A 24,503-nucleotide genomic window follows, 5' to 3' on the forward strand; every position below is an offset into this window, starting at 1 on the left:
GGAAGGCCCATGGACCTCTACCTCCCCATCGCCAACCTGTCGGTCAATGCGCTGGTCATCGTGCTGCTGGGCGGCGGGGTGGGGTTCTTGTCGGGCATGTTCGGGGTCGGCGGCGGATTCCTGACGACGCCACTGCTCATCTTCTACGGCATTCCGCCGACCGTCGCCGCTGCGTCGGCCGCCAGCCAGGTGACCGGGGCGAGCGTGTCGGGCGTGTTCGCGCATCTGCGGCGCGGCGGGGTCGATTTCCGCATGGGATGGGTGCTGGTCGCAGGCGGCGTGCTGGGGTCGATCGCCGGGGCGGGCGTCTTCCGGCTGCTGCAGGCGAGCGGGCAGATCGATACCGTCATCGCCATCCTGTATGTCGTGATGCTGGGCTCGATCGGCGGGCTGATGCTGAAGGAGGCGATCGGCGCGGTACGCGTGCTGCGCGGCGCGATCCCGCCCCGGCCGGCGCGGCGGCGGCATCACCCGCTGGTCGCGGCACTGCCGCTTCGCTGGCGATTCTATGCGTCGGGGCTGTATATCTCGCCACTCGCGCCGTTGCTGCTGGGCTTCGCGACGGGGATGCTGACCGTGCTGCTGGGGGTCGGTGGCGGGTTCATCCTGGTCCCGGCGATGCTGTATCTGCTGGGCATGGGGACGCGGGTCGTGGTCGGCACCTCGCTGTTCCAGATCCTGTTCGTGACCGCCGCGGCGACGATGGTGCATGCGCTGACGACCAAGGCGGTCGATATCGTGCTGGCGGTGTTGCTCCTGATCGGATCGGTCACCGGCGCGCAGATCGGCGCGCGGTTCGCGCAAAAGGCGAAGCCCGAATATCTGCGCCTGGCGCTCGCCATCATCGTGCTGGCGGTGGCGTTTCGCATGGCGCTCGGCCTTGGGTGGCGGCCCGACGACATTTATACGGTGCAGCCGGCGTGAGGCGCGCGCTGGCCCTTGCGATGCTGGCGCCGCTGACGATGGGCGCGGCGGCACCGGTGCTGGTGCCCGATGTGTCGACGCGCGACGTGCAGATCGCCTATTCGTTCACTGGCGCCGAACTGCTGCTGTTCGGTGCGATCCTCTATCCCGGCGGGCGCGTGCCGCAGGGCGATCGCCCGGCGGAGATCGTGGTGGTGGTGAAGGGGCCGCCCGAATCGATCGTGGTACGCGAAAAGGAAAAGGTCGCCGGCATCTGGGTCAATGCCGACCGGATGCGCTATCGCTCGGCCCCATCCTTTTACGCCATCGCGTCTGCCCGACCGATCGAGCGGATGGTGGATGAGCGGACGCGGGCAATCTACGAACTGGGGCTCGACAGCCTGCAATTGTCGCCCGCTGCCGGCACGTCGGCCGAGGATCAGGCGCGCTTTGCCAAGGGGTTCGTCGCCTTGCGCGAACGGGCCGGGCTGTACCGCGAGACGCCGGGCGCGGTCGAGATTACCGACAATGTGCTGTACCGCGCGGCGATCACCATCCCCGCGCGCGTGCCGGTGGGGAAGTTCACCGCCGAAACCTTCCTGATCCGCGACGGGCGGGTGCTGGCGGCGGCGGTGCGCGAGATCGAGATCCGCAAATCGGGGTTCGAACGCTTCGTGGCGATCGCCGCGAACCGTGCGTCGGTGCTCTATGGGCTGGCGGCGGTGCTGTTGTCGGTCGGCTTTGGCTGGGCCGCCGGAGCGCTGTGGCGGCGGTTTTAGGGGTCGATCGGTAAGGCGTTGTAAGCGTTTGGTAAAATTTCCGGGCGCGATCCAAAGTTCACAAAGTTCACACTCGTGCGCAATAGCAAAGGGTATCGTCGGGATCACCCTCACCCTTCCGGCGCTGTGCGCCTCCCTCCCTCTCCCGATGGGAGAGGGACGTGCTAGAAGCCCTGGATCGCGTCCGGATCGACCGCGCCGATCAGGCGACGGGCGGCGCGGCGGGCGAAGGCTAGCGTGCAGCGTTTGCGGACATGCGCGGGTAGGGGGGTGGTCGATGCTTCGCGCAGGATCGTCGCTTCGTATCGGTCGGCGACGATGATCCCGGTACGATCGGGCAGGAACGCCTCCCCCGATAGCGGCGTCACGTCGAACCCGGCGGGAACCGCCCAGAAATAGCGGTCGCAAGACGCCAGATAGTCGGTCCATTTGCCGTCCCCGAGCAGGTCGGCGCGTGACACCTTGATCTCGACGATTACGATCTGTCCGCGCGCATCGAGCGCCATCAGGTCGGCGCGACGGCCGCCATCGAGCGGTACTTCGGCCATTGCGGTCAGATCATGCGCCAGCAGCATGCGGGTGACGCCGCGCGCAACCTCTGCCGCGATCAGCGGATGGGTGTCAGGGGCGGGGGGCTGGATGCCGAGGGCGATACTGGCCATAGGTGCAGTATAGGAACATTAAGCGAACAAGGGAAGAGTGCAGGCTCAGCGATAGAAGATGTGGTTGCCGAGCGAGGCGACGCGGGTCTTGCCCCAGTTCGGGCTGACGCGGCGGGCGTGGAAGAACAAGGCGCCCTGTGCCGGACTTTTCCACAGGTCGTCGCGGGCGATGCGGGCGATGGCGACGGCGGTCTTCCATGCCGGACGGCTGGTATCGACGTCGGGCAGGCGGCCGCCCTTCACGAACGAGAACTGGCTGCGCTGGGTCAGCACGCCGCAGGCCGAGGCGGGGAAGCGGCCCGAGCTGGCGCGGTTGAGGATGACGTCGGCGACGGCGAGCTGTCCGGCGAGCGGTTCGCCCTTCGATTCATAATATACGCCGATGGCGATGCAGTTGAGCTCTGGGTCATCGATGGTCGCGGGCTGCGCGGCAACGGCGGCGGCGAGGGTTGCGTGGTCGGTGTCATCGGCGGCGGGGTCGATGGTAGCGTCGGCGGTGGCAGCGACCGGCTTCGACGCGATGTCCTGTACGATTTCTTGTTGGGGGGCGAAGCGGACGGGAACCTTCGGCGTGGCCGTGAGGTTAGTGATCGAACCGGGTGAGGCTTCCTCCGCCGAAACGGCAGCGGGTACTCCGGCGAACAGGGTCATGGCGGCAAGGATCGCCATGGGGAAGCGCAGCTTCATCGATCGTCACATATCTGCGGTCGACCCGCACCCGACACGTTTCACGTGGAACCTTGGTCCACGGCGAAACCTGAGCGCCTGCCCCCCGACTGCGCCACCGACCCCAACCCGGCCGATACAGCGCTTGTCTCCGATATCCGGCGCTTACCGGTGCCCGAGTCGGGGGGTCAATCGGCCCATAGCGTTTCAGCGGCGAGCGGTTCGGGGCGTGCGACGATCGCCTCCACCACCCACAAATCGGGATCGCGCTGCCGGCGTTCCCGCCAATAGGGGGTGAGGTCCGCTTCGGCCACCAGATCGGGTTTGCGATCGACGATGCGGGCACGCCCGTCGAGGTCGCGTTCGCGCTCCAGCAGGCGGGCGGTGCCGTCGCGCTCGATCGCCAGCAGCAGGACGACGCCTGAATCCCGGTCGCCGCGCGCCAGGATCATGGCGCTGCCACCCGCATTTTCCACCGCCCGCGTGAAGGCGTTGACGCGTAGCGCGGTCGGCCAGTCGCTCACGGTGCGGCGTAGCCGGGCAGGGTGGCGAGCGGGATGCGGCTTTTCATGAAGGTGCCGGTGCCGCGCGCCGCCTCCTCGCCATCACTGTCGATCAGATGGGCGTCGGCGATGAACACGCGGCGCCTGCCCGATACCCAGCGCCCTTCGGCAATCACCCGGCCCGGCCCCAACGGGCGCTGGAGCAGCAGGTTGAACGCGGTGGTCAGCAGGAAACGATCGGTGACGAGGCTGTTGGCGGCGTAAAAGGCGGCGTCGTCGAGCATCTTGAAATAGGTCGTGCCATGCGCTGCCCCGGCGGCATGGAAATGGCGTTCGTCGATCGTGAAATGGATGCGCGCCACCCCGGCCTCGACGATTTCCAGCCGGGAATCGAACAGGCGGTTGATCGGGGCGGCGGCGTAGAGTGCCTCCAATGCCCGGAAATGCGCCGCTTCGCCGGCGGGCACCTCAGGCTGCGTCACGCGCCTCGACACCCGACAGCAGCGCATAGAGCGCATCGGCCGACCCGGCACCGCGCAATTTCGCCCGGAAGCCGGCATCGCGCAGCGCACGCGACACCCGCGCCAGCGCCTTCAGATGGTCGCTGCCCGCTTGGGGGGGCGAGAGCAGCGCAAAGATCAGGTCGACCGGCAATTCGTCGACCGCGCCGAAATCGATCGGGCGGTCGAGCCGGACGAAGATGCCGCAGACCCCCTGCGGCACGTCGATCCGCACATGAGGAATGGCGATGCCGCCGCCAAACGCGGTGGTGCCAAGCTTTTCGCGATCGGACAGGCGATCGGCGACCAGCTTCGGATCGACCCCCGCCGCGACCTGCGCGACGGAGGCGATGTACGCGAACAATGCCTTGCGGGTGCCGGCGGAAACGTCCGCCAGCACCGTTTCCGGCGTCACGAGATCATGGAAATCGAACAAGTCAGGCCGCGCGATTGGGTTCGACCCAGCCGATCGTACCGTCATGGCGACGATAGACCATGTTGAACGATCCGGTGCCGCTGTTCTTGAACAGCAGCGCATTGGTATTGCGCAGGTCGAGCATCATCACCGCGTCCGATACGCTTGCATCCGGCACGTCGACGCGGGTTTCGGCGATGATGAGCGGGGCGTCGGCGACCTCTTCCTCTTCCGGTTCGCCACCGAAGACGGTGTAGCCGGCATTGTTGAAGCCGTTGTCATACCCGCCGGCCTCGTTCATCGCGACGACCTGTGCGGCGTTACGATCCTTCAGGCGGCGGGTGTAGCGGCGCAGCTGCTTTTCGATCTTGTCGGCGGCACCGACGAACGCGCCTTGTGCCTCCTGTCCGCTATTGTGCCCCTTCAGGACGAGGCCCTGGGTCACGTGGCAGACGATGTCGCAGACGAAGCCGTTGTCGTGCGGACCCTTGCTGAAGGTCGCGTTCGCCGAAATCGCGCGCTGGAAATATTTGTCGGCGATGCCCTGGAGTCGCTCCTGGACCATCTCCTTCAGCGCGTCCCCGGTGTCGACCTGGTGCCCCGAAACCCGGATGTCCATGTAATCCTCCGTCATTGTGAAGTCGTGTGAGCCGCTCAAAGCGGGTGTTGTCAACGCCTCAGGTCGGCGACTGGCCCCATAACGGGTCCTTCAACGTGCCGACGAAGGCGGCGTGGACGGCGAGTTCGGCCTCGCTGGCCGAAAACTGGCGCGGCGGGCGCGCGCGCGACGGCGCGACGGTTTCCACCGCTTCGGACTCGGTCGCAGGCGTCGCATCGAGGCCGAAACCGATCTGGCGACCGCCCATCAGCTCGACATAAACCTGCGACAGCAATTGCGCGTCGAGCAGTGCGCCGTGCAGTACGCGCCGGCTGCGGTCGATGCCGAAGCGGACGCACAACGCGTCGAGCGTGTGCTTGGCACCGGGATGGCGGCTGCGCGCGATCGCCAGCGTATCGACCATGCGGGTCAGGCTGATCGGATCGCGCCGGGCCGCACCCAGCTCGCCATTCAGGAAGCCGAAGTCGAAACTGGCATTGTGCGCGATCAGTGGGCTGTCCCCGAGGAATTCGAGCAGTTCGTCGATCGCGGTGTGGAACGCCGGCTTGTCAGACAGGAAGGCGTCGGACAGGCCGTGCACCGCCTCCGCTTCCTTCGGCATCGAGCGGCCGGGATTGAAGTAGCGGTGGAAGGTGGCACCGGTTTCGACCCGGTTCACCAGCTCGACACATCCGATTTCGACCAGCCGGTCGCCTTCCGAAAATTTGAAGCCGGTGGTTTCGGTATCGAACACGATTTCACGCATTCCCACCTTATCCGCCTTCACGTGGCCCCATGCAAGCGACCAGCGCGGCGACTTGGCGCTGCGTCGCGGCGAGTGTCGTGTCGGTATGGATAACATGCCGCGCGCGCGTCCGTTTTTCCGAGTCGGGCAGTTGCGTGGCGAGGATCGCCGCGAATGCCGACTCCGTCATGCCGGGGCGGGCGAGGACGCGGGCGCGCTGAACCTCTGGCGCAGCGGAGACGACCGCGACGGAATCGCAGCGCGAGTCGCCGCCGGTTTCGAACAGGAGTGGGACGTCGAGGACGACCAGCGGAGCGGCGGCATGGGTTTCGAGGAAGCGTTGACGCTCGATCGCGACCGCCGGGTGGACGATCGATTCGAGCAGGCGGCGCGCGTCCGGGTCGTGGAAAATCCGGTCGCGTAAGGCGGGGCGGTCGATTCCGTTCGGGCCGGTGGTACCGGGGAAGGCCGCTTCGATCGCGGGGAGCAGTGCGCCGTTTGGCCCTTGCAGTGCGTGAACGGTCGCGTCGGCGTCGAAGACGGGCACGCCGAGGTCGCGGAACATCTGCGCGACGGTCGACTTGCCCATGCCGATCGATCCGGTGAGGCCGAGGATGTGGGTCATCGATTCAGGGCCGCTGCCGTATCCCCGCGCAGGCGGGGATCCAGGGCCAAACAACACAGGACTGGCGTTCTGCGCCCTGGACCCCCGCCTGCGCGGGGGTACGTGGTAGTCGGGGGAAGGTGGTGCGCTTCACCCCAGCAACCGCGCGCGCAATTCCTCGTCCCGGTCGCGCGGCGGAGCCTGCCCAAAGAACAGCTCGAACGCCAGCGCCGCCTGTCCCACCAGCATTTCGAGGCCGTCGACCGTATCCAGCCCGCGTTCGTGTGCCTGCGCCAGCAACGGCGTCTCGATCGGGGCATATACCGCGTCATAGACCACGGCATCGTCGGGCAGCGGCGACAGGTCGATGTCAAGCGGCGGCTGGCCGGTCATGCCGAGCGTGCTGGCGTTGACCAGCAGCTTCGCCGCCGGCAGCGGGGCGGTCAGCGGCAACGCATCGCCCTTGAGGCCAAAGGTCGACAGCAGCGCGGCGGCCTTTAGCGGATTGCGGTTCAGCACGGTCACCCGTCCGACGCCGAGCCGCGACAGGGCGAACAGGATCGCGCGCGCCGCGCCGCCGGCACCGATCACCGTGACCGGCTGTTTCGTCAGGTCGAGGCCGGCGATCGGCGCGTGGAAACCGGCGGCATCGGTGTTGGTGCCGATCCAGTCGCCGCCCTCGCCGCGAAACACGGTGTTGATCGCGCCGATCGACCCGCGCACGTCGCCCGGATCGGCGATATGGTCGAGCGCGGCCAGCTTGTGCGGCACGGTGACGTTGCACCCGCGCCAGTGCGGATCGGCGCGGCGGCTGTCGAAATAGGCGCCGAGATCGTCAGGTTTCACGTGGAACCTTCGATATTCGGCGTCGAGGCCCAGCTGATCCAGCCAGAAGCTGTGGATAACCGGTGATTTGGAATGGGCGATCGGATCGCCGATCACCTCTGCATAAGGTTTCATGCGGGCAGTTTCCCCCGTTGGCGCAGATAGCGCGCGATTTCGAGCAGGGGCATCCCCAGGATCGTCCAGTGATCGCCATCGATCCGGTCGAACAACTGCACCCCCGGCCCCTCGATCCGGAAACAGCCGACACAGCCGGCGATCGCCGGCCATTCGGCGTCGAGATACGTATCGATGAACGCATCGGACAGCGGGCGGACGGTCAGTTTCGCGTGACCGATATGCCGCCACACCGGACGGCCGCCTTCGACGAACACCGCCGCGCTGAACAGGTCATGGCGCCCTCCCGACATCGCACGCAGATGCGCGGCGGCATCGGCGCGGTCGACCGGCTTGTCGAGGACCGTGCCGTCGGCCAGCGCGACGACGGAATCGCCGCCCAGCACCATTGCCCCGGCGACGCGGGTGGCGGCGCGCATCGCCTTCATCTCCGCCAGTGCATCGGCGAGGTTGCGGGGCTTGAGGTTCTCTGCGGCCAGCGCCGCCTTGGCCGCGTCCTCGTCCAGCCCGCTCGCCATCGCATCATGGGGGATTCCGGCGGCGTCGAGCATCGCGCGGCGGGTGGCGCTCATCGAGGCGAGGACGAAGCTCATGGCCGCGCCTCCAGCCGGCGATCGTTGCACAGGGTGATGATCGCCGCCGCCGTTTCCTCGATCGAACGGCGGGTGACGTCGATCACCGGCCAGCCATTGTCGGCGAACATCCGCCGCGCATAGGACAATTCGCGCACCACCGCATCCTGTTCGACATAATCGGTGTCGGGCATCTGGTTGAGCGACAGCAGCCGGTTGCGGCGGATCGCGATCAGCCGGTCGGCGCTGGTGGTCAGCCCGACGACCAGCGGCTTCTGCAACCCGAACAGGATCGCCGGCGGCGGGCTTTCGACCACGATCGGAATGTTCGCCGTCTTGTACCCGCGATTGGCGAGATAGATCGAGGTCGGCGTCTTGGACGACCGCGACACGCCGGCCAGCACGATATCGGCCTCTTCCCAATCCTCAGACGCGATGCCGTCGTCATGGCCGATGGTCCACTGGATCGCATCCACGCGGGCGAAATAGGCGGCGTCGAGGCTGTGCTGCCGCCCCGGCCGGGCCTTCGCCTCCTGTCCCAACAGGCTGGACAGTGCATTGCTGACCGCATCCATCGGCGCGACGATCGGCAGGCCGAGCGCGGCGCAACGCGCCTCCAGCGTCCGCCGGATCGCCGGGTTCACCAGCGTGAACAACACCAGTCCGGGATTGACCGTGATTTCGGCCAGGATGCGTTCGAGATGGGTTTCGGAACGCACCATCGGCCAGAAATGGCGCATCGTGTCGACATCATCGAACTGCGCCAGCGCCGCCTTGGCGATATTCTCCAGCGTTTCGCCGGTGGAGTCGGACAGGAGGTGGAGGTGCAGCCGCATCAGCCGCCTTTCTGCACAAGGCTGTGGATAAGTCGGGGGCAGGGGCTAGCGTAAGTCGGTCGATCCGCCAAGCTGTGGGAAAGCCCGGTTTCATACCCAAACTATCCACAATCCCGACACAGGGAGCGATTCAGCCCACAGCCTGTGGATAGCGTGGATGGCCCAGCGGGAATCGACGGATTCGAGCGAGTCCTGCGGGGTCAATCTGTTGGCATTTCGGGTAATCCACCATAAGCCCCGCTATCCACGCCCCAACTCCCTTCAACCACCTATTTAGATTCTACTTTAATAGTAGAAGGAGCGACGACGCTGACCGGTTCTCCTGATCCCAAACCGCTTCTCCGGACACTGGCCGGGGAAAAGCTTGCCGTCCCGCCGCTCTGGCTCATGCGACAGGCCGGGCGCTATCTTCCCGAGTATCGCGCGCTGCGGGCGGAGAAGGGTGGCTTCCTCGATCTGGTGAACGATCCCGAAGCGGCGACCGAAGTGACGCTGCAACCGCTGCGCCGGTTCGCGTTCGACGGGGCGATCCTGTTCAGCGACATCCTGATGGTCCCGGGCGCCCTGGGACAGCGGCTGTGGTTCGAAGCGGGCGAGGGGCCTCGCCTGGCACCCGAATTGCGCACACGGGCGGCTATCGAGGCTCTGCGGCCCGATATGGCGATCCTCGATCCGGTCTATGCGACGGTGCGCGGTGTCGCGGCGGCGTTGCCGGCGCAAACGACGTTCCTGGGGTTCGCCGGATCGCCGTGGACGGTCGCGACCTACATGATCGCGGGCAAGGGCAGCCGCGAGCAGGCGGAGGCGCGGCGCATGGCCTATGGCGACCCGGCGGCGGTGCAGGAACTGATCGACCGGATCGTGGCCGTCACGATCGACTATCTGGCGGGACAGGTCGCGGCGGGCGTGGAGGCGGTACAGTTGTTCGACAGCTGGTCGGGCAGCCTTGCCCCGGTCGAGTTCGAACGCTGGGTCATCGCGCCGACCGTCGCGATCGTCGAGGGGCTGCGCGCGCGGGTGCAGGTACCGATCATCGGTTTTCCGAAGGGCGCGGGGGGTAAGCTCGCCGCCTATGCCCGTGAAACGACGGTCGATGCGATCGGGCTGGACGAAACGGTCGATCCGGTGTGGGCACATGCCCAGTTACCCACAGGCTTGCCGGTGCAGGGCAATCTCGACCCGCTGCTGCTGATCGCCGGCGGCGGCGCGCTGGACGCCGGGGTCGACCGGGTGCTGGCCGCCTTTGCCGATCGCCCGCACATCTTCAACCTGGGGCATGGTATCCAGCAGGACACGCCGATCGCGCATGTCGAACGGCTGGTGGCGCGGGTGCGGGGCACATGAGCGGATTCCTGGGCGGCGCCTATCTGTGGATAAAGGCGGCACATATCGTCTTCGTCATCTTCTGGATGGCGGGGCTGTTCATGCTGCCGCGCTATCTGGTGCATCATCAGGAGGGGTTGGCCGACCCGGCCGAGCCGCCGCGCTGGATCAAGCGCGAGGCGCTGCTCCGGCGGATGATCCTGACCCCGGCGATGGGGTTCGTGTGGGTGCTGGGGTTGCTGCTGGCGGCCAATGTCGGGCTGTTCGATGGCGGTGCGGGGCTGGGGTGGCTGCATGCCAAGCTGCTCGTTGTCGTGCTGCTGAGCGGCTATCATGGCTGGGCGGTCGGCTATGCGAAGAAGCTGGCGGCGGGGCGGCCGACGCTGACGCCGAAGCAGTTGCGGCTGGCAAACGAGCTGCCGGCGATCGCGGCGATCGCGGCGGTTGTGCTGGCGGTGGTCAAGCCGTTCTAAAGGGATTGAGCGATGTGGATCATGGCGGCAGCGATGCAGGCGACGGTGACGCCGTTGCCGGCGGGGGTCGAAAACGACCTGAAATGCATGGCGGCTATCTCGCTGGCGGCGCCCGAAATGCCGGCGGATCGACAGGGCGCTATGGGGGCGGGGATGATGTACTTCCTCGGTCGGATCGATCACGCGGCCCCAACGCTGGACTTCACCAGCCAGATGAAGCGATTAATCGCTCAGCCGGGCGGCGAAGCGCTACTGCGTGCCGAATTGCCACGATGCAGCGCCGTGCTGCACGACCGGAGCGACGCCCTGCTCGACCGGGCACCCGAGCCGGACGAACCCCGCTAACCGTCACCGCGTGACCGTCGGTCGCACTGGCTGGGCGGCGGGCTGCTTGACTTGTCGACTACCGCAACCTAGGTCGAAGACAGTGGTGCCCGGTCCTCGGTGCGCCCGTCCCAGCCGCTTGTGTCCGCCTTGTTTGCCGACCTTGCATCTCCATCGCTGATCTGGACCACCCCCCGATGCATCTCAAAGACTTAAAGAAACATGCGCCCGCCGACCTGGTCTCGATGGCCGAGGAACTGGGCGTCGAAGGCGCGTCGACGATGCGCAAGCAGGACCTGATGTTCGCGATTCTCAAGGCACGTGCCGAGAATGGCGAACAGATCATGGGCGTCGGCACCATCGAAGTGCTGCAGGACGGCTTCGGCTTCCTACGCAGCCCGGAGGCGAATTATCTCGCCGGGCCGGACGATATCTATGTCTCGCCGAACCAGGTCCGCAAGCATGGCCTGCGCACCGGTGACACGGTCGAGGGCGAAGTACGTGCGCCGAAGGATGGCGAACGCTATTTCGCGCTAAGCAAGCTGGTGTCGGTCAATTTCGACGATCCCGATGCGGTGCGCCACCGGGTCAATTTCGACAATCTGACCCCGCTCTATCCCGAGAGCAAGCTGACGCTCGATCAGCTCGACCCGACGGTCAAGGACAAGTCGGCACGGGTGATCGACATCGTGTCCCCGCAGGGCAAGGGCCAGCGTACGCTGATCGTCGCGCCGCCGCGCGTCGGCAAGACCGTCATGTTGCAGAACATGGCGAAGGCGATCACCGACAATCACCCCGAAGTGTTCCTGATCGTCCTGCTGATCGACGAACGCCCGGAAGAAGTGACCGACATGCAGCGGAGCGTGAAGGGGGAGGTCGTCTCCTCGACCTTCGACGAACCGGCGCAGCGCCACGTCCAGGTCGCCGAAATGGTGATCGAGAAGGCGAAGCGGCTGGTCGAGCACAAGAAGGACGTCGTGATCCTGCTCGACAGCATCACCCGCCTCGGCCGCGCCTACAATACGGTCGTGCCGTCGTCGGGCAAGGTGCTGACCGGTGGTGTCGACGCGAACGCGCTGCAGCGGCCGAAGCGCTTCTTCGGCGCGGCGCGCAACATCGAGGAAGGCGGTTCGCTGTCGATCATCGCCACCGCGCTGATCGATACCGGCAGCCGCATGGACGAAGTGATCTTCGAAGAGTTCAAGGGCACCGGTAACTCGGAAATCGTCCTCGATCGCAAGGTCGCCGACAAGCGCATCTTCCCGGCGCTGGATGTGGGCAAGTCGGGCACCCGCAAGGAAGAGCTGCTGGTCGACAAGACCAAGCTCAGCAAGATGTGGGTCCTGCGCCGCATCCTGATGCAGATGGGCACCATCGACGCGATGGAGTTCCTGCTCGACAAGATGAAGAATTCGAAGACCAACGAGGACTTCTTCGATAGCATGAATCAGTGATCGAATGCGCCCTGCGACATGCTGTCGCAGGAGACGCATCGATCCGGCCGGCGGGTTGAAAACCCGACCGACGACGCGGGCTTCGCCCGCGTCCGCCCCACGAACCGCCCGTCTTTTCCACAGCGAAAAGGCGGGCGTTGTCGTATCCACCCTGTTCACAAAGCTGTGGATAACTTTCGCAACGGAGCGGCAAACTCCGCACCCTTATCGCCATCCACCGCTTTTCCCCCTATCGTGCCCCCACACCACAGGGGAAAACGCCCATGAAGATCAACGTCGAAGTCGATTGCACGCCGGAGGAAGCGCGCCGCGCGATGGGCTTGCCCGACTTCACGCCGGTCCATGAACGCTATGTCGCAATGCTGACCGATACGATGGAGAAGGGCGCCAGCCCCGAATTGCTCGACCAGTTGATGAAGAGCTGGGCGCCGATGGGCGAGGCGGGCATGACCTTCTGGCGCAAGATGTTCGAAACGACGGGCCGTGGCGGCTGACACGATCTTTGCGGTGTCGAGCGGGCGTCCGCCCGCCGCCATCGCCGTGCTGCGGGTGTCGGGCGCAGGCGCGCTGGAGGCGGCGGCTCGACTGGCCGGGAGCCTCCCGCCGCCCCGCCGTGCTGCCGTGCGGGCGTTGCGTGACCCTGTGGATAACCGGTTGCTCGATCGGGCATTGGTGCTCGTGTTTCCGGGGCCGGCGACCGCGACCGGCGAGGATCTGGTCGAGCTGCACCTGCATGGCGGCCGCGCGGTTGTCGTCAGTGTCGAGCGCGCGCTTGGGCGGCTTTCCGGGCTGCGGGCTGCGGCGCCGGGTGAGTTCACCCGCCGCGCGCTGGCCCATGGTCGCATCGACCTGACCGAAGCCGAAGGGCTGGGCGATTTGTTGTCAGCCGAGACCGAGGCGCAGCGGCAGATGGCGCTGGCGAACAGCGACGGCCGGTTGCGGCGTGCGGTGGCCGAGTGGACCACGACCGCTACCCAGCTGTCGGCGGTGGTCGAGGCGGTGCTCGACCATGCCGACGAGGATGATGTCGACGCCAGCAACGATGTGCTGACCGGCGTTCGTGTGCAGGCCGGTGAACTGACGCGCGCGATCGGCGCGGTACTGGCGGTGCCGCCGGTCGAGCGGTTGCGCGACGGCATCCGCGTGGTGCTGGCCGGGCCGCCCAATGCGGGCAAGTCGACCCTGCTCAACGCGCTGGTCGGGCGGGAGGCGGCGATCGTCTCGCCGATGGCCGGTACGACGCGCGACGTGATCGAGATTCCGGTGACACGCGAGGGCGTGGCGTGGCTGTTCCTCGATACCGCCGGACTGCGCGACGACAGCGACGATCCGATCGAACGGATCGGGATCGCGCGGGCGGAGGGATCGATTGCAGGCGCGGATGTCCTGTTGTGGCTGGGTGACGACGCGCCGCCGGCAACGGAACGCGTGATCGCGCTCCATCCCCGGTCGGATATTCGGGAGGCGGCACCCGATGGGCGTATCGCCGTGTCTGCCGCGACGGGCGACGGAATCAATGCCGTCTGGTTGGCTTTGGCGCGGGAAGCGTCGCTGCTGCTGCCCAAGGTCGACGAATTGTCGCTTAACCGGCGGCAGGCGCAGCACGCCGGGACCGCAGCTGCGGCGTTCGAGCGTGCGGCAATGCAGGACGACCCGCTGTTGCTGGCCGAGGAATTACGCTATGCGGTGCAGGCATTCGCGGCGTTGACCGGAATGCGCGCGACCGAGGCCGTTCTTGACGATCTGTTCGGTCGCTTCTGTATCGGCAAATAATGTTCCACGTGGAACCACGAGCAGCATGACCTTTGATGTAGTGATCGTCGGCGGCGGCCATGCCGGCACCGAAGCAGCCGCAGCGGCGGCGCGACGCGGCGCAACCACGCTGCTGATCGATTTTGACCCCACCCGGATCGGCGCGATGTCATGCAACCCGGCGATCGGCGGGCTGGGCAAGGGGCATATCGTGCGCGAGATCGACGCGCTCGACGGGCTGATGGCGCGGGCGTCGGATGCGGCGGCGATCCATCACCGGATGCTGAACCGGTCGAAGGGGTCGGCGGTGCAGGGTCCGCGTGTCCAGGCGGATCGCGTCCGCTATGCCGCGGCGGTGCGCGACCTGTTGGCGAATCCGAAGCTGACGGTGCTCGGCGGCGATACAGTGGCGCTGATGACCGATGGCGATCGGGTCGCCGGGGTCGAGCTGGCCGATGGCAGCCGGATCGCGGCGCGGACGGTGGTGCTGGCGACGGGCACGTTCCTCGGCGGGACGATGTTCCGGGGCGAGGAGCGCGCCGTCGGGGGCCGTGTCGGCGAACGCGCGGCGACCCGGCTGGGGCAGCAGTTGCGCGACTTGGCGCTGCCGATCGCCCGGTTGAAGACCGGCACGCCGCCGCGCCTCGACGGGCGGACGATCGACTGGGCGGCGTTGCCCGAACAGCCGTCCGATGCCGATGCGTGGACGATGTCGCCGCTGTCCGATCCCGCCCGGCGCCTGCCGCAGCTTGCCTGTGCGATCGCGCGGACAACGGCGGAGACGCACGATATCATTCGCGCCGGGCTGGACCGGTCGCCGTTGTTCAGCGGATCGATCGAGGGGCGGGGGCCGCGCTATTGCCCGTCAATCGAGGACAAGGTGCATCGTTTCGGCGATCGCGACGGGCATCAAATCTTCCTCGAACCCGAGGGGCTGGACACGCATCTGGTCTATCCCAACGGTGTGTCGACCTCGCTGCCGACCGATGTGCAACTGGCGATGCTGCGCAGCGTCGCGGGGCTGGAGCGGGTTGAGATCGTCACGCCGGGCTATGCGGTCGAATATGACTATATCGACCCGCGTGCGCTGTCGGCGACGCTGGGGTTGCGCGCGCTGGGCGGGCTGTATTTCGCTGGGCAGATCAACGGCACGACCGGCTATGAAGAGGCAGGCGGGCAGGGGCTGGTCGCTGGCGCCAATGCGGCGGGCGAGGCGCTGGAACTGGCGCCGCTGATCCTGCCGCGCGAGTCGAGCTATATCGGGGTGATGATCGACGACCTGGTGCTACAAGGCGTGTCGGAACCCTATCGCATGATGACCGCGCGGGCGGAGTATCGGCTGCGGCTGCGGTCGGACAATGCCGCCACGCGACTGGGCACGATCGGTGCGCAGGCCGGGCTGTTGTCGGCGGAGCGGCTGGCGTTCAATGCGGCACGGGAAGCGCGGCGGGTGGACCTAGCCGGGGCGCTATCGACGCGGCATGTCGCCAATGCGCTGGCCGCGAAGGGCGCGCCGGTGGCCGGTACCGATACCCGCAGCGGCGGCGAATGGCTGCTGGTGCCCGGCGTCACGCCGCAGCATCTGGGGATCGAGGGGCAGGACGAGGTGTTGGGCGAGTTGATCGAGGATGCGCGCTATGCGCCTTATCTGGAGCGGCAAGCAGCGGAGCTGGCGGCGGCGCGGGTCGATCACGTCGCGCTGCCGGCGGACTTTGCCTATGGTGCGGTGCCCGGCCTGTCGAACGAAATGATCGAACGGCTGACCTCCGCCGCGCCGGAAACATTGGCGGCGGCAGGGCGTATCCAGGGGGTGACGCCGGCGGCGCTGGTCGCGATCCTGCTGCACCATCGCGGCGGGGGCAAGCTGGCGGCATGACCGAAGCGGATGCACGCAGCTGGATCGAGCAGCGGTTTGGGGCAGAGCGCACCGGCTTGCTCGCGCGGTTTGCCGAGCGGATCGTTGCCGAGACCGCCCATCAAAACCTGATCGCTGCGTCGACGATCGAGCATATCTGGGAACGGCATCTGCTCGATTCCGCGCAGCTGGTGCCGCTTGCCGAAGGAGCGGTTGACGGCAACTGGATCGATATCGGATCGGGCGCGGGCTTTCCGGGTATCGTTGCCGCGATCCTGACCGACCGGCGGGTGGTGCTGGTCGAACCGCGCGCGCGGCGGGCAACGCTGTTGGGGGAGATGGCGGCCGATCTTGGCCTGTCCAACATCGTGGTCCACCAGGCGAAGATCGAGAAGCTGGCGGCGGATCGTCCAGCGGCGATCATCACCGCGCGCGCGGTGGCACGACTGGCCGCGTTATTTGCGATCGGCCATCGGCATAGCGACTCCGATACGATATGGGTGTTGCCGAAAGGACGTTCCGCCGCCGAGGAGCTGGCCGAGGCCAAGGCTGACTGGCGCGGAATGTTTCACGTGGAACATAGCATTACCGATCCGACATCGTCGATCGTGGTCGCCAGGGGAGTGCGCCAAGCATGATTTGCATTGCCATCGCGAACCAGAAGGGGGGCGTCGGCAAGACCACCACGGCGATCAACGTCGGGACCGCGCTGGCCGCGACCGGGTTGGAGGTGCTGATCCTCGACCTCGATCCGCAGGGGAATGCGTCGACCGGGCTCGGCATCGGTCGCAATGATCGCGACTATTCGACCTATGACCTGCTGGTCGGCGATCTGATGCTGAACGAAGCGGCGATCGCGACGAAAGTCCCGCGGCTGTCGATCGTTCCCGCCACCGTCGACCTGTCGGGTGCGGAGATCGAGCTGATTGAGTTCGAGGAGCGGACCCATCGGCTTGATCGGGTGGTCGAGGCGAGCGGCGGCCGTTGGGACGTGATCCTGATCGACTGTCCGCCGTCGCTGGGATTGCTGACCATTAACGCGATGGTAGCAAGCCATGCGCTGTTGGTACCGCTTCAGTGCGAATTCTTCGCGCTGGAGGGGCTCAGCCAGCTGCTGAGCACCGTCGAACGGATTCGCGGCCGGTTCAATCCGGGGCTGTCGATCCTCGGCGTGGTGTTGACGATGTACGACCGGCGCAACCGGCTGACCGATCAGGTGTCGGACGATGTGCGCGCGGTGTTGGGGAAAGTAGTGTTCGATACCGTGATTCCGCGCAACGTGCGCCTGTCCGAAGCGCCCAGCCACGGCATGCCGGCGTTGATCTATGATTATCGCTGTGCCGGATCGGAAGCCTATATCGCGCTGGCGCGGGAAGTGATCGCTCGCCTGCCGTCGCTGGCGGAGGCGGCATGAGCGAGCAGGCAGCACCGCGTCGCCCGCGTATGGGTGGGCTTGGCCGGGGGCTGAGTTCGCTGCTGGGTGACCCGGAAGGGGAAGTGTCGACCGCGCGTGGCGCCACCCCGCCCAGCGGCGTGCGCCAACTGCCGGTTACCGCGCTCGCGCCGCTCCCCGGACAGCCACGTCGGTTTTTTGACGAAACCGCGCTCGACGAACTGGCCGAATCGATTTCGGCGCGCGGCGTGATCCAGCCGATCGTCGTTCGCCCGCACGGCAAGGGCTATCAGATCGTTGCGGGCGAGCGACGCTGGCGCGCGGCGCAGCGGGCGCGGCTGCACGAGGTACCGGTGGTCGTGCGCGACTTCACCGATGCCGAGACGATGGAAATCGCGCTGGTGGAAAACATCCAGCGTCGCGACCTGACCGCGATTGAGGAGGCCGAGGGCTATCGCCGGCTGATCGATGAATTCGGCCATACGCAGGAAGCACTGGCCAATCTGGTCGCCAAGTCGCGCAGCCATGTCACCAACCTGCTGCGGCTGCTCGAACTGCCCAAGCCGATTCAGGATATGGTGGGCGACCAGCGGCTGAGCATGGGGCATGCCCGCGCACTGATCCATGTGCCCGGTGCCGAAACCATCGCCGAAAAGGTGGTGGCGAAGGGGCTGTCGGTGCGCGATGTCGAGCGGATGGCGCGGCAGGCACGCGATCCCGAGCCGAAGCGGGTGCGCACGCCGCGCGATCCGGCCATGGGTGACGGCGGGGCGGACGGCGCGACCGATGCCGACCTGCGCGCGCTGGAGCGGCAGTTGGGCGACGTGCTGGGCCTGAAGATTCAGATCAACCACGGTGAGAAGGGTGGGGCGATCACGATCGGCTATTCCACGCTCGGCCAGCTCGATATGGTTTGCCAAAGGTTAAGCGGCGAACGCATCTGATACGCAAAATTTACGGGTAGGCCGGCATGCTATGGATATGAACATGCCGATTCGCCCGCCCATGGCCGGTACGACCGACAGCGTACCGACGATCGGTATCCTGCTGGATATCTCCGGTGCCTCCAGCCGCCTGCTGCTCGATATGCAGGCGGTGTCGGACTTTGCATCGCGACAGGGACCGGACACCGAATCCGCTGGACAGGTCGGGTCGCTGGTGAAGCTGCAGATCGGCCGGACCTGGGTCGTTGCCAGTATTCGGTCGACCCGGCTGGCGGACGACGGGTTGAACCTTATCGCCGAAGTCGATCTGATGGGGGAGGGCTATGAACCCGAACCCGGGCAAGGCATGCGCGGATTTCGTCGCGGCGTGACGCGGTATCCCTTGCCGGGATCGGCGGTGCATCCGGTGTCGCGCGATGCACTGCGTCGAATCTATGCGATGCAGGACCGCCCGCATATCACCATCGGCACGGTCCATATGGCGCCGGATCTGCGCGCGGCATTGTATGTCGATCCGTTGCTTGGCAAGCATTTCGCATTGGTCGGATCGACCGGGACCGGCAAGTCGACCTCGGCTGCGCTGATCCTGCACCGCATCTGCGACTTCAGCCCGCACGGTCACATTGTCGTGATCGATCCGCATGGTGAGTACGCGACTGCCTTTGCCGACAAGGGTGAGCTGCTCGACGCATCCAATCTGCAATTGCCCTATTGGCTGCTCAACTTTCACGAACATTGCGACATCCTGCTGACGTCCGAAGGGTCGGCGCGGCAGATCGAGGCGGACATTCTCGCGCGCTGCATCCTGGCGGCAAAGGCCAAGAGCCGGATGGCGCAGGAAATCCCCCGCATGACCGTCGATGCGCCGATCCCCTATCTGCTGTCTGACCTGATGACGATTCTACAGGCGGAAATGACGCGGATGGACCGGGGCAGCGACAACGCGCCCTATCTGCGGCTGAAGGCGCGGCTGGAAGAGATACGCGCCGACCCGCGCTACGCATTCATGTTTTCAGGCATGCTCGTCGCCGACACCATGGCCGCTTTCCTGAAGCGCGTGTTCCGCCTGCCGGCAGAGGGCAAGCCGATCTCGATCGTCGACGTGTCGGCGGTACCGTCCGAAATCACGTCTGTCGTCGTTGCCGTCCTGTCGCGGCTGGTGTTCGACTTTGCCATCTGGTCGCGGGGGGAAAGCCCCAAGCCGGTGCTGCTGGTGTGCGAGGAGGCACATCGCTACGTCCCGAACGAGCGGGTCGGATCGGGGTCGTCGGCGGCCGGCATTCTCAGCCGGATTGCAAAGGAAGGTCGGAAATATGGCGTGTCGCTGGGCCTCATCACCCAGCGTCCCTCCGACCTGGCCGAAGGGGTGTTGTCGCAGTGCGGCACGATCCTGACCATGCGGCTGAACAACGAACGCGACCAAGCCTTTGTCCGCGCGGCGATGCCCGAGGATGCGCGCGGATTCCTCGATGCCATTCCGGCGCTGCGCAACCGGGAATGCATCATCGTCGGCGAAGGGGTCGCGACGCCGATCCGGGTATCGTTCGACATGCTCGAAGCCTCACGCTGCCCGGCGTCTGCCTCACCGTCCTTCACGGAATTGTGGCAGCAGGAGGGGGGCGAAGATGCGATGCTGGACCGGACGATCCGTCGCTGGCGCACGCAGGGGCGCTAGGGGCTGACAACAGGAGGTTCGCGGCGGCGCTGTGCCGGCGAACCGGGGCCTACCGCGCGCCGACCCCCATCAGCCGGGCGACATGCTGGCGGAAGCGGGATAGTTCATCGCCCTGCAATTGCTGCACCGTCGCAAAGGCGACCGAGCGCGGATTGACCGGGACGCCGTTCTTCCACAGCTCATAATGCAGATGCGGGCCGGTCGACAGGCCGGTCGAGCCGACATAGCCGATCACTTGCCCCTGCGACACGCGGCTGCCGGCGCCGACGACGATCCGGCTCATATGGCCATAGCCGGTGGCCAGGCCGCCGCCATGGTCGAGCTTCACGAAATTGCCATAGCCACCATGCCATCCGGCGCTGGCGACGCGGCCGTCGGTGGTCGCGCGGATCGGGCTGCCATAGGCGGCGGCGAAATCCATGCCCTTGTGCAGCCGGCGGAAGCCCAGCACCGGATGGACGCGCCAGCCGAAGTTGGACGAGATGCGCGCGGCAACAGGCCACATCATCGTGCCCTTGCGTTCGCCCACGCCCTTGGGATCGAGCCATTCGGTTCGGCTGCCATCCTGCCAGCGGACCAGGCGGACGTCGCGACGGCCATTCAGACCTGCGTAGAGGAGCTGGCCGAGCTGTACTTCGCCGGTGGCGGCGCGGGCCTGTTCGACGATCAGGTCGAAACCGTCGTCCTGGCCGACCTGTCCCATCGGAACGAGACCGGACACGGTGCGGATATAGGTTTCGACCGCCTTGGCCGGGGCACCGGCGGCACGGGCGGCGCGGTACAGGCTGGCGCCGACGCGACCGCGGATGCGCAGCGGGGTGTGGTCGATCGCGATCGGCCGCGCGTCGAGGCGCAGCACACCCCCATCGCGGACGATATCGATCGCGAGATCGAATTTCGCGCGAAAGGCGAGTTTTTCGAGCGGGCGGGGCTGTGACAGGCTGTCGCGGCGGCCAAGCGTAATGTCGAGCCGGGTCCCCGGCGTCAGCTCGCCCGGATCGACCCGCCCGGCGACGAGGGCGGCAACCTGCCGCGCTTCCCCGGCACCGACGCCAGTGCGTTCGAGCGCGCCGGCGATGCCGCTGCCGAGCGTTGCCGTCGCCTCGACGATCGGGCGTTCGGGCGTATTGGCGAGGGGGACAACGCGCGCGGTAGCCGCCAGCCGCATCCCGCTGGTCCCGCCCAGCGCGCTCGCGCCGAACGACAGGCTACGTGCTTCGTCAAGCGCGGTGCCGTCGAGCGGGGCGGGCACCGCGCTCAGGATCGGGCGGTTCCACGATGGCGCCAGTGCCCAGACGGCGGCGCACAGCCCGGTGCAGGTGGCCAGCCCCCGCCACCAGTCGCGCGATCCGATCGCGGCGCCCAGATCGGGGGTCCAGTCGAACGGTTCGATGCGGCCGCGCCATGGGGCGGTGCGCGCCGGGGCGGATAGGATCGGCGCACGACCGAAGCGTAGCGCGCTGGTCCCGCCGGCCAGTTCCAGTCCATGATCGGTGCGCAGGAACACGCCCAGCCCCCAGTATCGGCCGCCCGACCCGGCCCGGTCCTCTTCCCCTGTGAAGCCAAATATTTAAAGTCAAATGAACCACGCGGATGGCGCCAGCGCGTGCGATGGGGCGTGGCTGCGCTGCGACCGGGCGAATCCTTTTGCGGAACCCGCAAAACCCGTTGCGTGCAGCCCGCGCACACCCGATGTTGCAGGGGATGAGCCAGTTCGCGCGTAGCCCGGTCACGGCAGTTCTGGGGCCGACCAACACCGGCAAGACCTATCTCGCGATCGAGCGGATGTGCGGCCATGCGTCGGGGATGATCGGTTTCCCCTTGCGATTGTTGGCGCGTGAGAATTACGATCGGGTCGTCGCGATGAAGGGCGCGGAGCATGTCGCGCTGGTGACGGGCGAGGAACGGATCGTCCCGCCCAAGGCGCGCTGGTTCCTGTGTACTGCCGAATCGATGCCGCTGGAGCGTGAGACGGCGTTCGTCGCGCTGGACGAGGCACAGTTGGGCGCCGATCCGGAACGCGGCCATGTCTTCACCGACCGGCTGTTGCGGGCGCGAGGGCGGGAGGAGACGATGATCCTCGGCTCCGATTCGCTGAAACCCATGATCCGTGCGCTGGTGAAGGATGCCGAAATCATCTCGCGCCCGCGCTTTTCGACGCTCAGCTATGTCGGCGCGCGCAAGCTGTCGCGCCTGCCACGCCGCTCGGCGATCGTCGCGTTTTCGTCCGAAGAAGTGTACGCCGTGGCGGAGGCGATCCGCCGGATGCGCGGTGGTGCGGCGGTGGTGATGGGGGCGCTGTCCCCGCGCACACGCAATGCCCAGGTGGCGATGTTCCAGTCGGGCGAGGTCGATTACCTGGTTGCGACCGATGCGATCGGCATGGGGCTGAACCTCGACGTCGCACATGTCGCCTTTGCTTCGCTGCGCAAGTTCGATGGCCGGCGGCAGCGGCGGCTGACCGTCGCCGAAATGGCGCAGATTGCCGGCCGGGCCGGGCGGCATCACCGCGACGGCACCTTCGGCGCATTGGTCGAGGAGGGACCGAACGCTTTCACGCCGGAGGAGGTGCTGGCGATCGAGGGCCATCACGTCCCGCCGCTGGAGCGACTCTATTGGCGCAGCGGCGAGCCGGATTTCTCCAGCATCGACGCGCTGATCGAGAGCCTAGAACAGCGACCGAACCATCCGGTACTGACCGCCGCGCCTGAAGCGATCGACCTGATCGTGCTCAAGCGACTGGCCGAGGAGGATTGGGTTCGGGCGCGCACCCGCTCGCCGATGATGGTCCGGCGGCTGTGGTCGGCGTGTGGTCTGCCCGATTTCCGCAAGCTGGGGCCCGATCCGCACAGCCGTTTCGTCGGGCGGGTCTTCAGCCATTTGAGCGAGGGGGCGGGGCATATCCCGCATCAGTGGTTCGCCGACGAATTGCAGCGGCTGGACCAGATGAACGGCGATGTCGAGACGATCGCCGGGCGGATCGCGGCGGCACGCAGCTGGGCCTATATCGCGCACCGCGCCGACTGGCTGCTCGATCCCGAACACTGGGCGGCGCGGACGCGCGGCGTCGAGGAAAAGCTGTCCGACGCGTTGCACGACCGGTTGCGGCAGCGCTTCGTCGATCAGCGGACCACGGTGCTGCTGCGGCGGATCGGTGCGGGGGCGGCGGATCTGCCGGTCGATGTCGCCGCCGATGGCGCGGTCAGCGTCGATGGCCATGCGCTGGGCCGGCTGACCGGATTCCGGTTCGAGGTGTCGCCCGACACGCGGGTCGCCGACAAACGTCTGCTGATCGCAGCGGCGGAAAAGGGCTTGGCGGCCGAACTGCGCAAGCGCGGCAGCGAGCTGATCGCGGCGGCCGATGCCGAACTGGCACTGGCGGCCGAGCCGGGCGCGATCCCCGAGATTACGTGGAACGGGCTGACCGTCGCCGCGCTGACCGGCGGTACCACGCTCGACCGGCCGGTGGTGACACTCGACCGCAGCCTGCAGGTCCTCGACCGCACTGCGCAGGGCGAGGTGCGCGAGCGGCTGGCGGCGTGGGTGCAGTCCGACGTCGCCCGGCGCGCGCCAACGCTGGGCGCGCTGGCGGCATTGGCTCGCGATCCGGCGGCGAGCGGATCGCTGCGTGCGGTTGCGGCGGCGCTGACCGAGGTCGGCGGGATCGCCCCGCGCGACGGGTTCGATGCGATGCTGGTGCCGCTGACCGGCGACGACCGGCGGCGGCTGCGCAAGGCGGGGGTGGTGATCGGGGCGCTCGACCTGTTCGATGCGCGGCTGTTCAAGCCGGCGGCCGCCAGGTGGCGTGCAGCGTTGCTGGCGGCGCGCGATGGTCATCCGGTCGAGGCGCTGGCGCCGACTGGCGCGACCGTGTTGCCGGTCGGGCAGGGGGCATGGGGCTTTCGCCGGTTCGGGCCGCAGGCGGTGCGGGTCGACCTGATCGAACGGCTGGCACAGGCGGCACATGACGCGCGCAAGGGGCATGCACCGTTCGCACCCGATCCGGCGCTGGCGGTGTCGATGGGGCTGAAGGCGGAGACGATCGCACGGCTGATGGCGCAGCTGGGCTTTCGACCCACTGCCCCGGCAGGCGACGTGCCGCAATGGCGCTGGGCGCCGGCCCGGCGTCGGGCGCCGGCACCGCCCCCGCGTGTCGTTGCGCGTCCCGGCAGCGCCTTTGCCGCCTTGGCCGATCTGGGGTTCGATCGCTGATGGCGGTGCGCGCGCCGGAACCGGTGCCGCACATGCGGCTCGATATGTTCCTGTGGTATGCGCGCTTTGCCAAGACCCGCAGCGCGGCGCAGGCGATCGCTGAAAAGGGCACGCTGCGGCTGGATGGTCGGCGGATCGAACGGGCGCATTGTCCGGTGCGGGTCGGCATGGTCATCGCCTTTCCCCAGGGCGGCCGGGTCCATATCCTGCGGGTTCAGGCGCTGCCGATCCGGCGTGGCCCGCCCGCCGAAGCGCAGGCGCTGTACACCCTGCTGGAACCGAGTGGGTCCGGCCCCGTTGACGGGGGCGACGACCCGGCATAACGCGTTGGGGAATCGCTTTCTCGGAGTTTGGA

General features: G+C 67.1%; 27 protein-coding genes. 15 read left to right on the forward strand and 12 right to left on the reverse strand.

All coding sequences use genetic code 11. The annotated features are described in order from the left end of the window. The first annotated feature begins 9 nt into the window (after positions 1-9). On the forward strand, positions 10-924 hold the full coding sequence (locus ASE67_RS04455; RefSeq protein ID WP_055757242.1) for a sulfite exporter TauE/SafE family protein: 915 nt from the start codon (positions 10-12) through the stop codon (positions 922-924). Between the two features lie 38 nt (positions 925-962). Continuing rightward, complete coding sequence (locus tag ASE67_RS04460) at positions 963-1,682, forward strand: TIGR02186 family protein (protein WP_156348549.1); 720 nt, start codon at positions 963-965, stop codon at positions 1,680-1,682. A gap of 164 nt (positions 1,683-1,846) precedes the next feature. Here the strand turns inward: ASE67_RS04460 and ASE67_RS04465 are convergent, their stop codons facing one another. The 11 genes from ASE67_RS04465 to ASE67_RS04515 form a co-directional block, all read right to left on the reverse strand. Beyond that, positions 1,847-2,344: an MmcB family DNA repair protein gene (locus ASE67_RS04465; RefSeq protein WP_055757249.1), complete on the reverse strand. Its 498-nt coding sequence runs from the start codon at positions 2,342-2,344 to the stop codon at positions 1,847-1,849. Between the two features lie 45 nt (positions 2,345-2,389). Continuing rightward, positions 2,390-3,031: a cell wall hydrolase gene (locus ASE67_RS04470; RefSeq protein WP_055757251.1), complete on the reverse strand. Its 642-nt coding sequence runs from the start codon at positions 3,029-3,031 to the stop codon at positions 2,390-2,392. A gap of 167 nt (positions 3,032-3,198) precedes the next feature. Continuing rightward, a complete protein-coding gene (locus tag ASE67_RS04475) occupies positions 3,199-3,534 on the reverse strand; it encodes a DUF1491 family protein (protein ID WP_055757253.1) in 336 nt (111 codons plus the stop codon). Next, positions 3,531-4,022, reverse strand: coding sequence for a PaaI family thioesterase (locus ASE67_RS04480; protein ID WP_055757255.1), 492 nt, complete (start codon positions 4,020-4,022; stop codon positions 3,531-3,533). Before ASE67_RS04480 ends, ASE67_RS04475 begins: the two co-directional genes overlap by 4 nt. After that, entirely contained in the window at positions 3,982-4,449 is a 468-nt protein-coding gene (locus ASE67_RS04485; RefSeq protein ID WP_055757257.1) for a PTS sugar transporter subunit IIA, read from the reverse strand. The genes ASE67_RS04480 and ASE67_RS04485 overlap by 41 nt, the downstream gene beginning before the upstream one ends. Before the next feature lies 1 nt (position 4,450). Further along, complete coding sequence (gene hpf / locus ASE67_RS04490) at positions 4,451-5,047, reverse strand: ribosome hibernation-promoting factor, HPF/YfiA family (protein ID WP_055757259.1); 597 nt, start codon at positions 5,045-5,047, stop codon at positions 4,451-4,453. 58 nt (positions 5,048-5,105) lie between these two features. Next, positions 5,106-5,792 (reverse strand): DNA polymerase III subunit epsilon, encoded by a 687-nt coding sequence (gene dnaQ, locus ASE67_RS04495; protein WP_055757261.1) that lies wholly within the window; start codon positions 5,790-5,792, stop codon positions 5,106-5,108. A gap of 7 nt (positions 5,793-5,799) precedes the next feature. Beyond that, entirely contained in the window at positions 5,800-6,396 is a 597-nt protein-coding gene (coaE, locus tag ASE67_RS04500) for a dephospho-CoA kinase (protein ID WP_055757263.1), read from the reverse strand. A 129-nt stretch (positions 6,397-6,525) separates the two neighbouring features. Next, positions 6,526-7,335 (reverse strand): shikimate dehydrogenase family protein, encoded by an 810-nt coding sequence (locus ASE67_RS04505; protein WP_055757265.1) that lies wholly within the window; start codon positions 7,333-7,335, stop codon positions 6,526-6,528. Continuing rightward, a complete protein-coding gene (locus ASE67_RS04510) occupies positions 7,332-7,928 on the reverse strand; it encodes a Maf family protein (RefSeq protein ID WP_082456952.1) in 597 nt (198 codons plus the stop codon). The genes ASE67_RS04505 and ASE67_RS04510 overlap by 4 nt, the downstream gene beginning before the upstream one ends. After that, positions 7,925-8,743 carry a pyruvate, water dikinase regulatory protein gene (locus ASE67_RS04515; RefSeq protein WP_200909363.1) on the reverse strand — a complete coding sequence of 273 codons (819 nt, stop codon included), beginning with the start codon at positions 8,741-8,743 and terminating at the stop codon, positions 7,925-7,927. Before ASE67_RS04515 ends, ASE67_RS04510 begins: the two co-directional genes overlap by 4 nt. A 309-nt stretch (positions 8,744-9,052) precedes the next feature. Here ASE67_RS04515 and hemE point away from each other — a divergent pair, with 309 nt between their 5' ends. The 11 genes from hemE to ASE67_RS04570 all read left to right on the forward strand — a co-directional run bounded on the left by hemE (position 9,053) and on the right by ASE67_RS04570 (position 19,936). Then, positions 9,053-10,087, forward strand: a complete 1,035-nt coding sequence (gene hemE / locus ASE67_RS04520; RefSeq protein ID WP_055757269.1) for a uroporphyrinogen decarboxylase — start codon at positions 9,053-9,055, stop codon at positions 10,085-10,087. Continuing rightward, entirely contained in the window at positions 10,084-10,539 is a 456-nt protein-coding gene (locus ASE67_RS04525; RefSeq protein WP_055757272.1) for a CopD family protein, read from the forward strand. Before hemE ends, ASE67_RS04525 begins: the two co-directional genes overlap by 4 nt. A 21-nt stretch (positions 10,540-10,560) precedes the next feature. Further along, a complete protein-coding gene (locus tag ASE67_RS04530; RefSeq protein WP_156348519.1) occupies positions 10,561-10,884 on the forward strand; it encodes a hypothetical protein in 324 nt (107 codons plus the stop codon). Between the two features lie 176 nt (positions 10,885-11,060). Further along, positions 11,061-12,317, forward strand: coding sequence for a transcription termination factor Rho (gene rho, locus ASE67_RS04535; protein ID WP_055757276.1), 1,257 nt, complete (start codon positions 11,061-11,063; stop codon positions 12,315-12,317). A gap of 263 nt (positions 12,318-12,580) precedes the next feature. Further along, entirely contained in the window at positions 12,581-12,811 is a 231-nt protein-coding gene (locus ASE67_RS04540; RefSeq protein ID WP_055757278.1) for a DUF6489 family protein, read from the forward strand. Further along, on the forward strand, positions 12,801-14,090 hold the full coding sequence (gene mnmE, locus ASE67_RS04545) for a tRNA uridine-5-carboxymethylaminomethyl(34) synthesis GTPase MnmE (protein WP_055757280.1): 1,290 nt from the start codon (positions 12,801-12,803) through the stop codon (positions 14,088-14,090). Before ASE67_RS04540 ends, mnmE begins: the two co-directional genes overlap by 11 nt. Before the next feature lie 25 nt (positions 14,091-14,115). Next, positions 14,116-15,945, forward strand: a complete 1,830-nt coding sequence (mnmG, locus tag ASE67_RS04550) for a tRNA uridine-5-carboxymethylaminomethyl(34) synthesis enzyme MnmG (RefSeq protein ID WP_055757282.1) — start codon at positions 14,116-14,118, stop codon at positions 15,943-15,945. Continuing rightward, the gene (rsmG, locus tag ASE67_RS04555; RefSeq protein ID WP_055757284.1) at positions 15,942-16,562 is read left to right on the forward strand and encodes a 16S rRNA (guanine(527)-N(7))-methyltransferase RsmG; all 621 of its coding nucleotides are present in this window, start codon (positions 15,942-15,944) and stop codon (positions 16,560-16,562) included. The genes mnmG and rsmG overlap by 4 nt, the downstream gene beginning before the upstream one ends. Continuing rightward, positions 16,559-17,338 (forward strand): ParA family protein, encoded by a 780-nt coding sequence (locus ASE67_RS04560; RefSeq protein WP_055757286.1) that lies wholly within the window; start codon positions 16,559-16,561, stop codon positions 17,336-17,338. Before rsmG ends, ASE67_RS04560 begins: the two co-directional genes overlap by 4 nt. Then, the gene (locus ASE67_RS04565; RefSeq protein WP_055757288.1) at positions 17,335-18,261 is read left to right on the forward strand and encodes a ParB/RepB/Spo0J family partition protein; all 927 of its coding nucleotides are present in this window, start codon (positions 17,335-17,337) and stop codon (positions 18,259-18,261) included. The genes ASE67_RS04560 and ASE67_RS04565 overlap by 4 nt, the downstream gene beginning before the upstream one ends. Positions 18,262-18,322: 61 nt before the next feature. Continuing rightward, positions 18,323-19,936 carry an ATP-binding protein gene (locus tag ASE67_RS04570; RefSeq protein WP_235511796.1) on the forward strand — a complete coding sequence of 538 codons (1,614 nt, stop codon included), beginning with the start codon at positions 18,323-18,325 and terminating at the stop codon, positions 19,934-19,936. Positions 19,937-19,985: 49 nt separating this feature from the next. On the opposite strand, the gene ASE67_RS04575 is transcribed toward ASE67_RS04570, so the two are convergent. Next, complete coding sequence (locus tag ASE67_RS04575) at positions 19,986-21,443, reverse strand: M23 family metallopeptidase (protein ID WP_055757290.1); 1,458 nt, start codon at positions 21,441-21,443, stop codon at positions 19,986-19,988. Positions 21,444-21,640: 197 nt separating this feature from the next. On the opposite strand from ASE67_RS04575, the gene ASE67_RS04580 reads away from it, so the two are divergent. Both ASE67_RS04580 and ASE67_RS04585 read left to right on the forward strand, forming a co-directional pair. Further along, positions 21,641-24,148, forward strand: a complete 2,508-nt coding sequence (locus tag ASE67_RS04580) for a helicase-related protein (protein WP_055757292.1) — start codon at positions 21,641-21,643, stop codon at positions 24,146-24,148. Further along, the gene (locus ASE67_RS04585) at positions 24,148-24,471 is read left to right on the forward strand and encodes an RNA-binding S4 domain-containing protein (protein ID WP_235511797.1); all 324 of its coding nucleotides are present in this window, start codon (positions 24,148-24,150) and stop codon (positions 24,469-24,471) included. The genes ASE67_RS04580 and ASE67_RS04585 overlap by 1 nt, the downstream gene beginning before the upstream one ends. Positions 24,472-24,503 lie beyond the last annotated feature (32 nt).

Source organism: Sphingomonas sp. Leaf23, from assembly GCF_001421585.1.
Taxonomy (GTDB): domain Bacteria; phylum Pseudomonadota; class Alphaproteobacteria; order Sphingomonadales; family Sphingomonadaceae; genus Sphingomonas.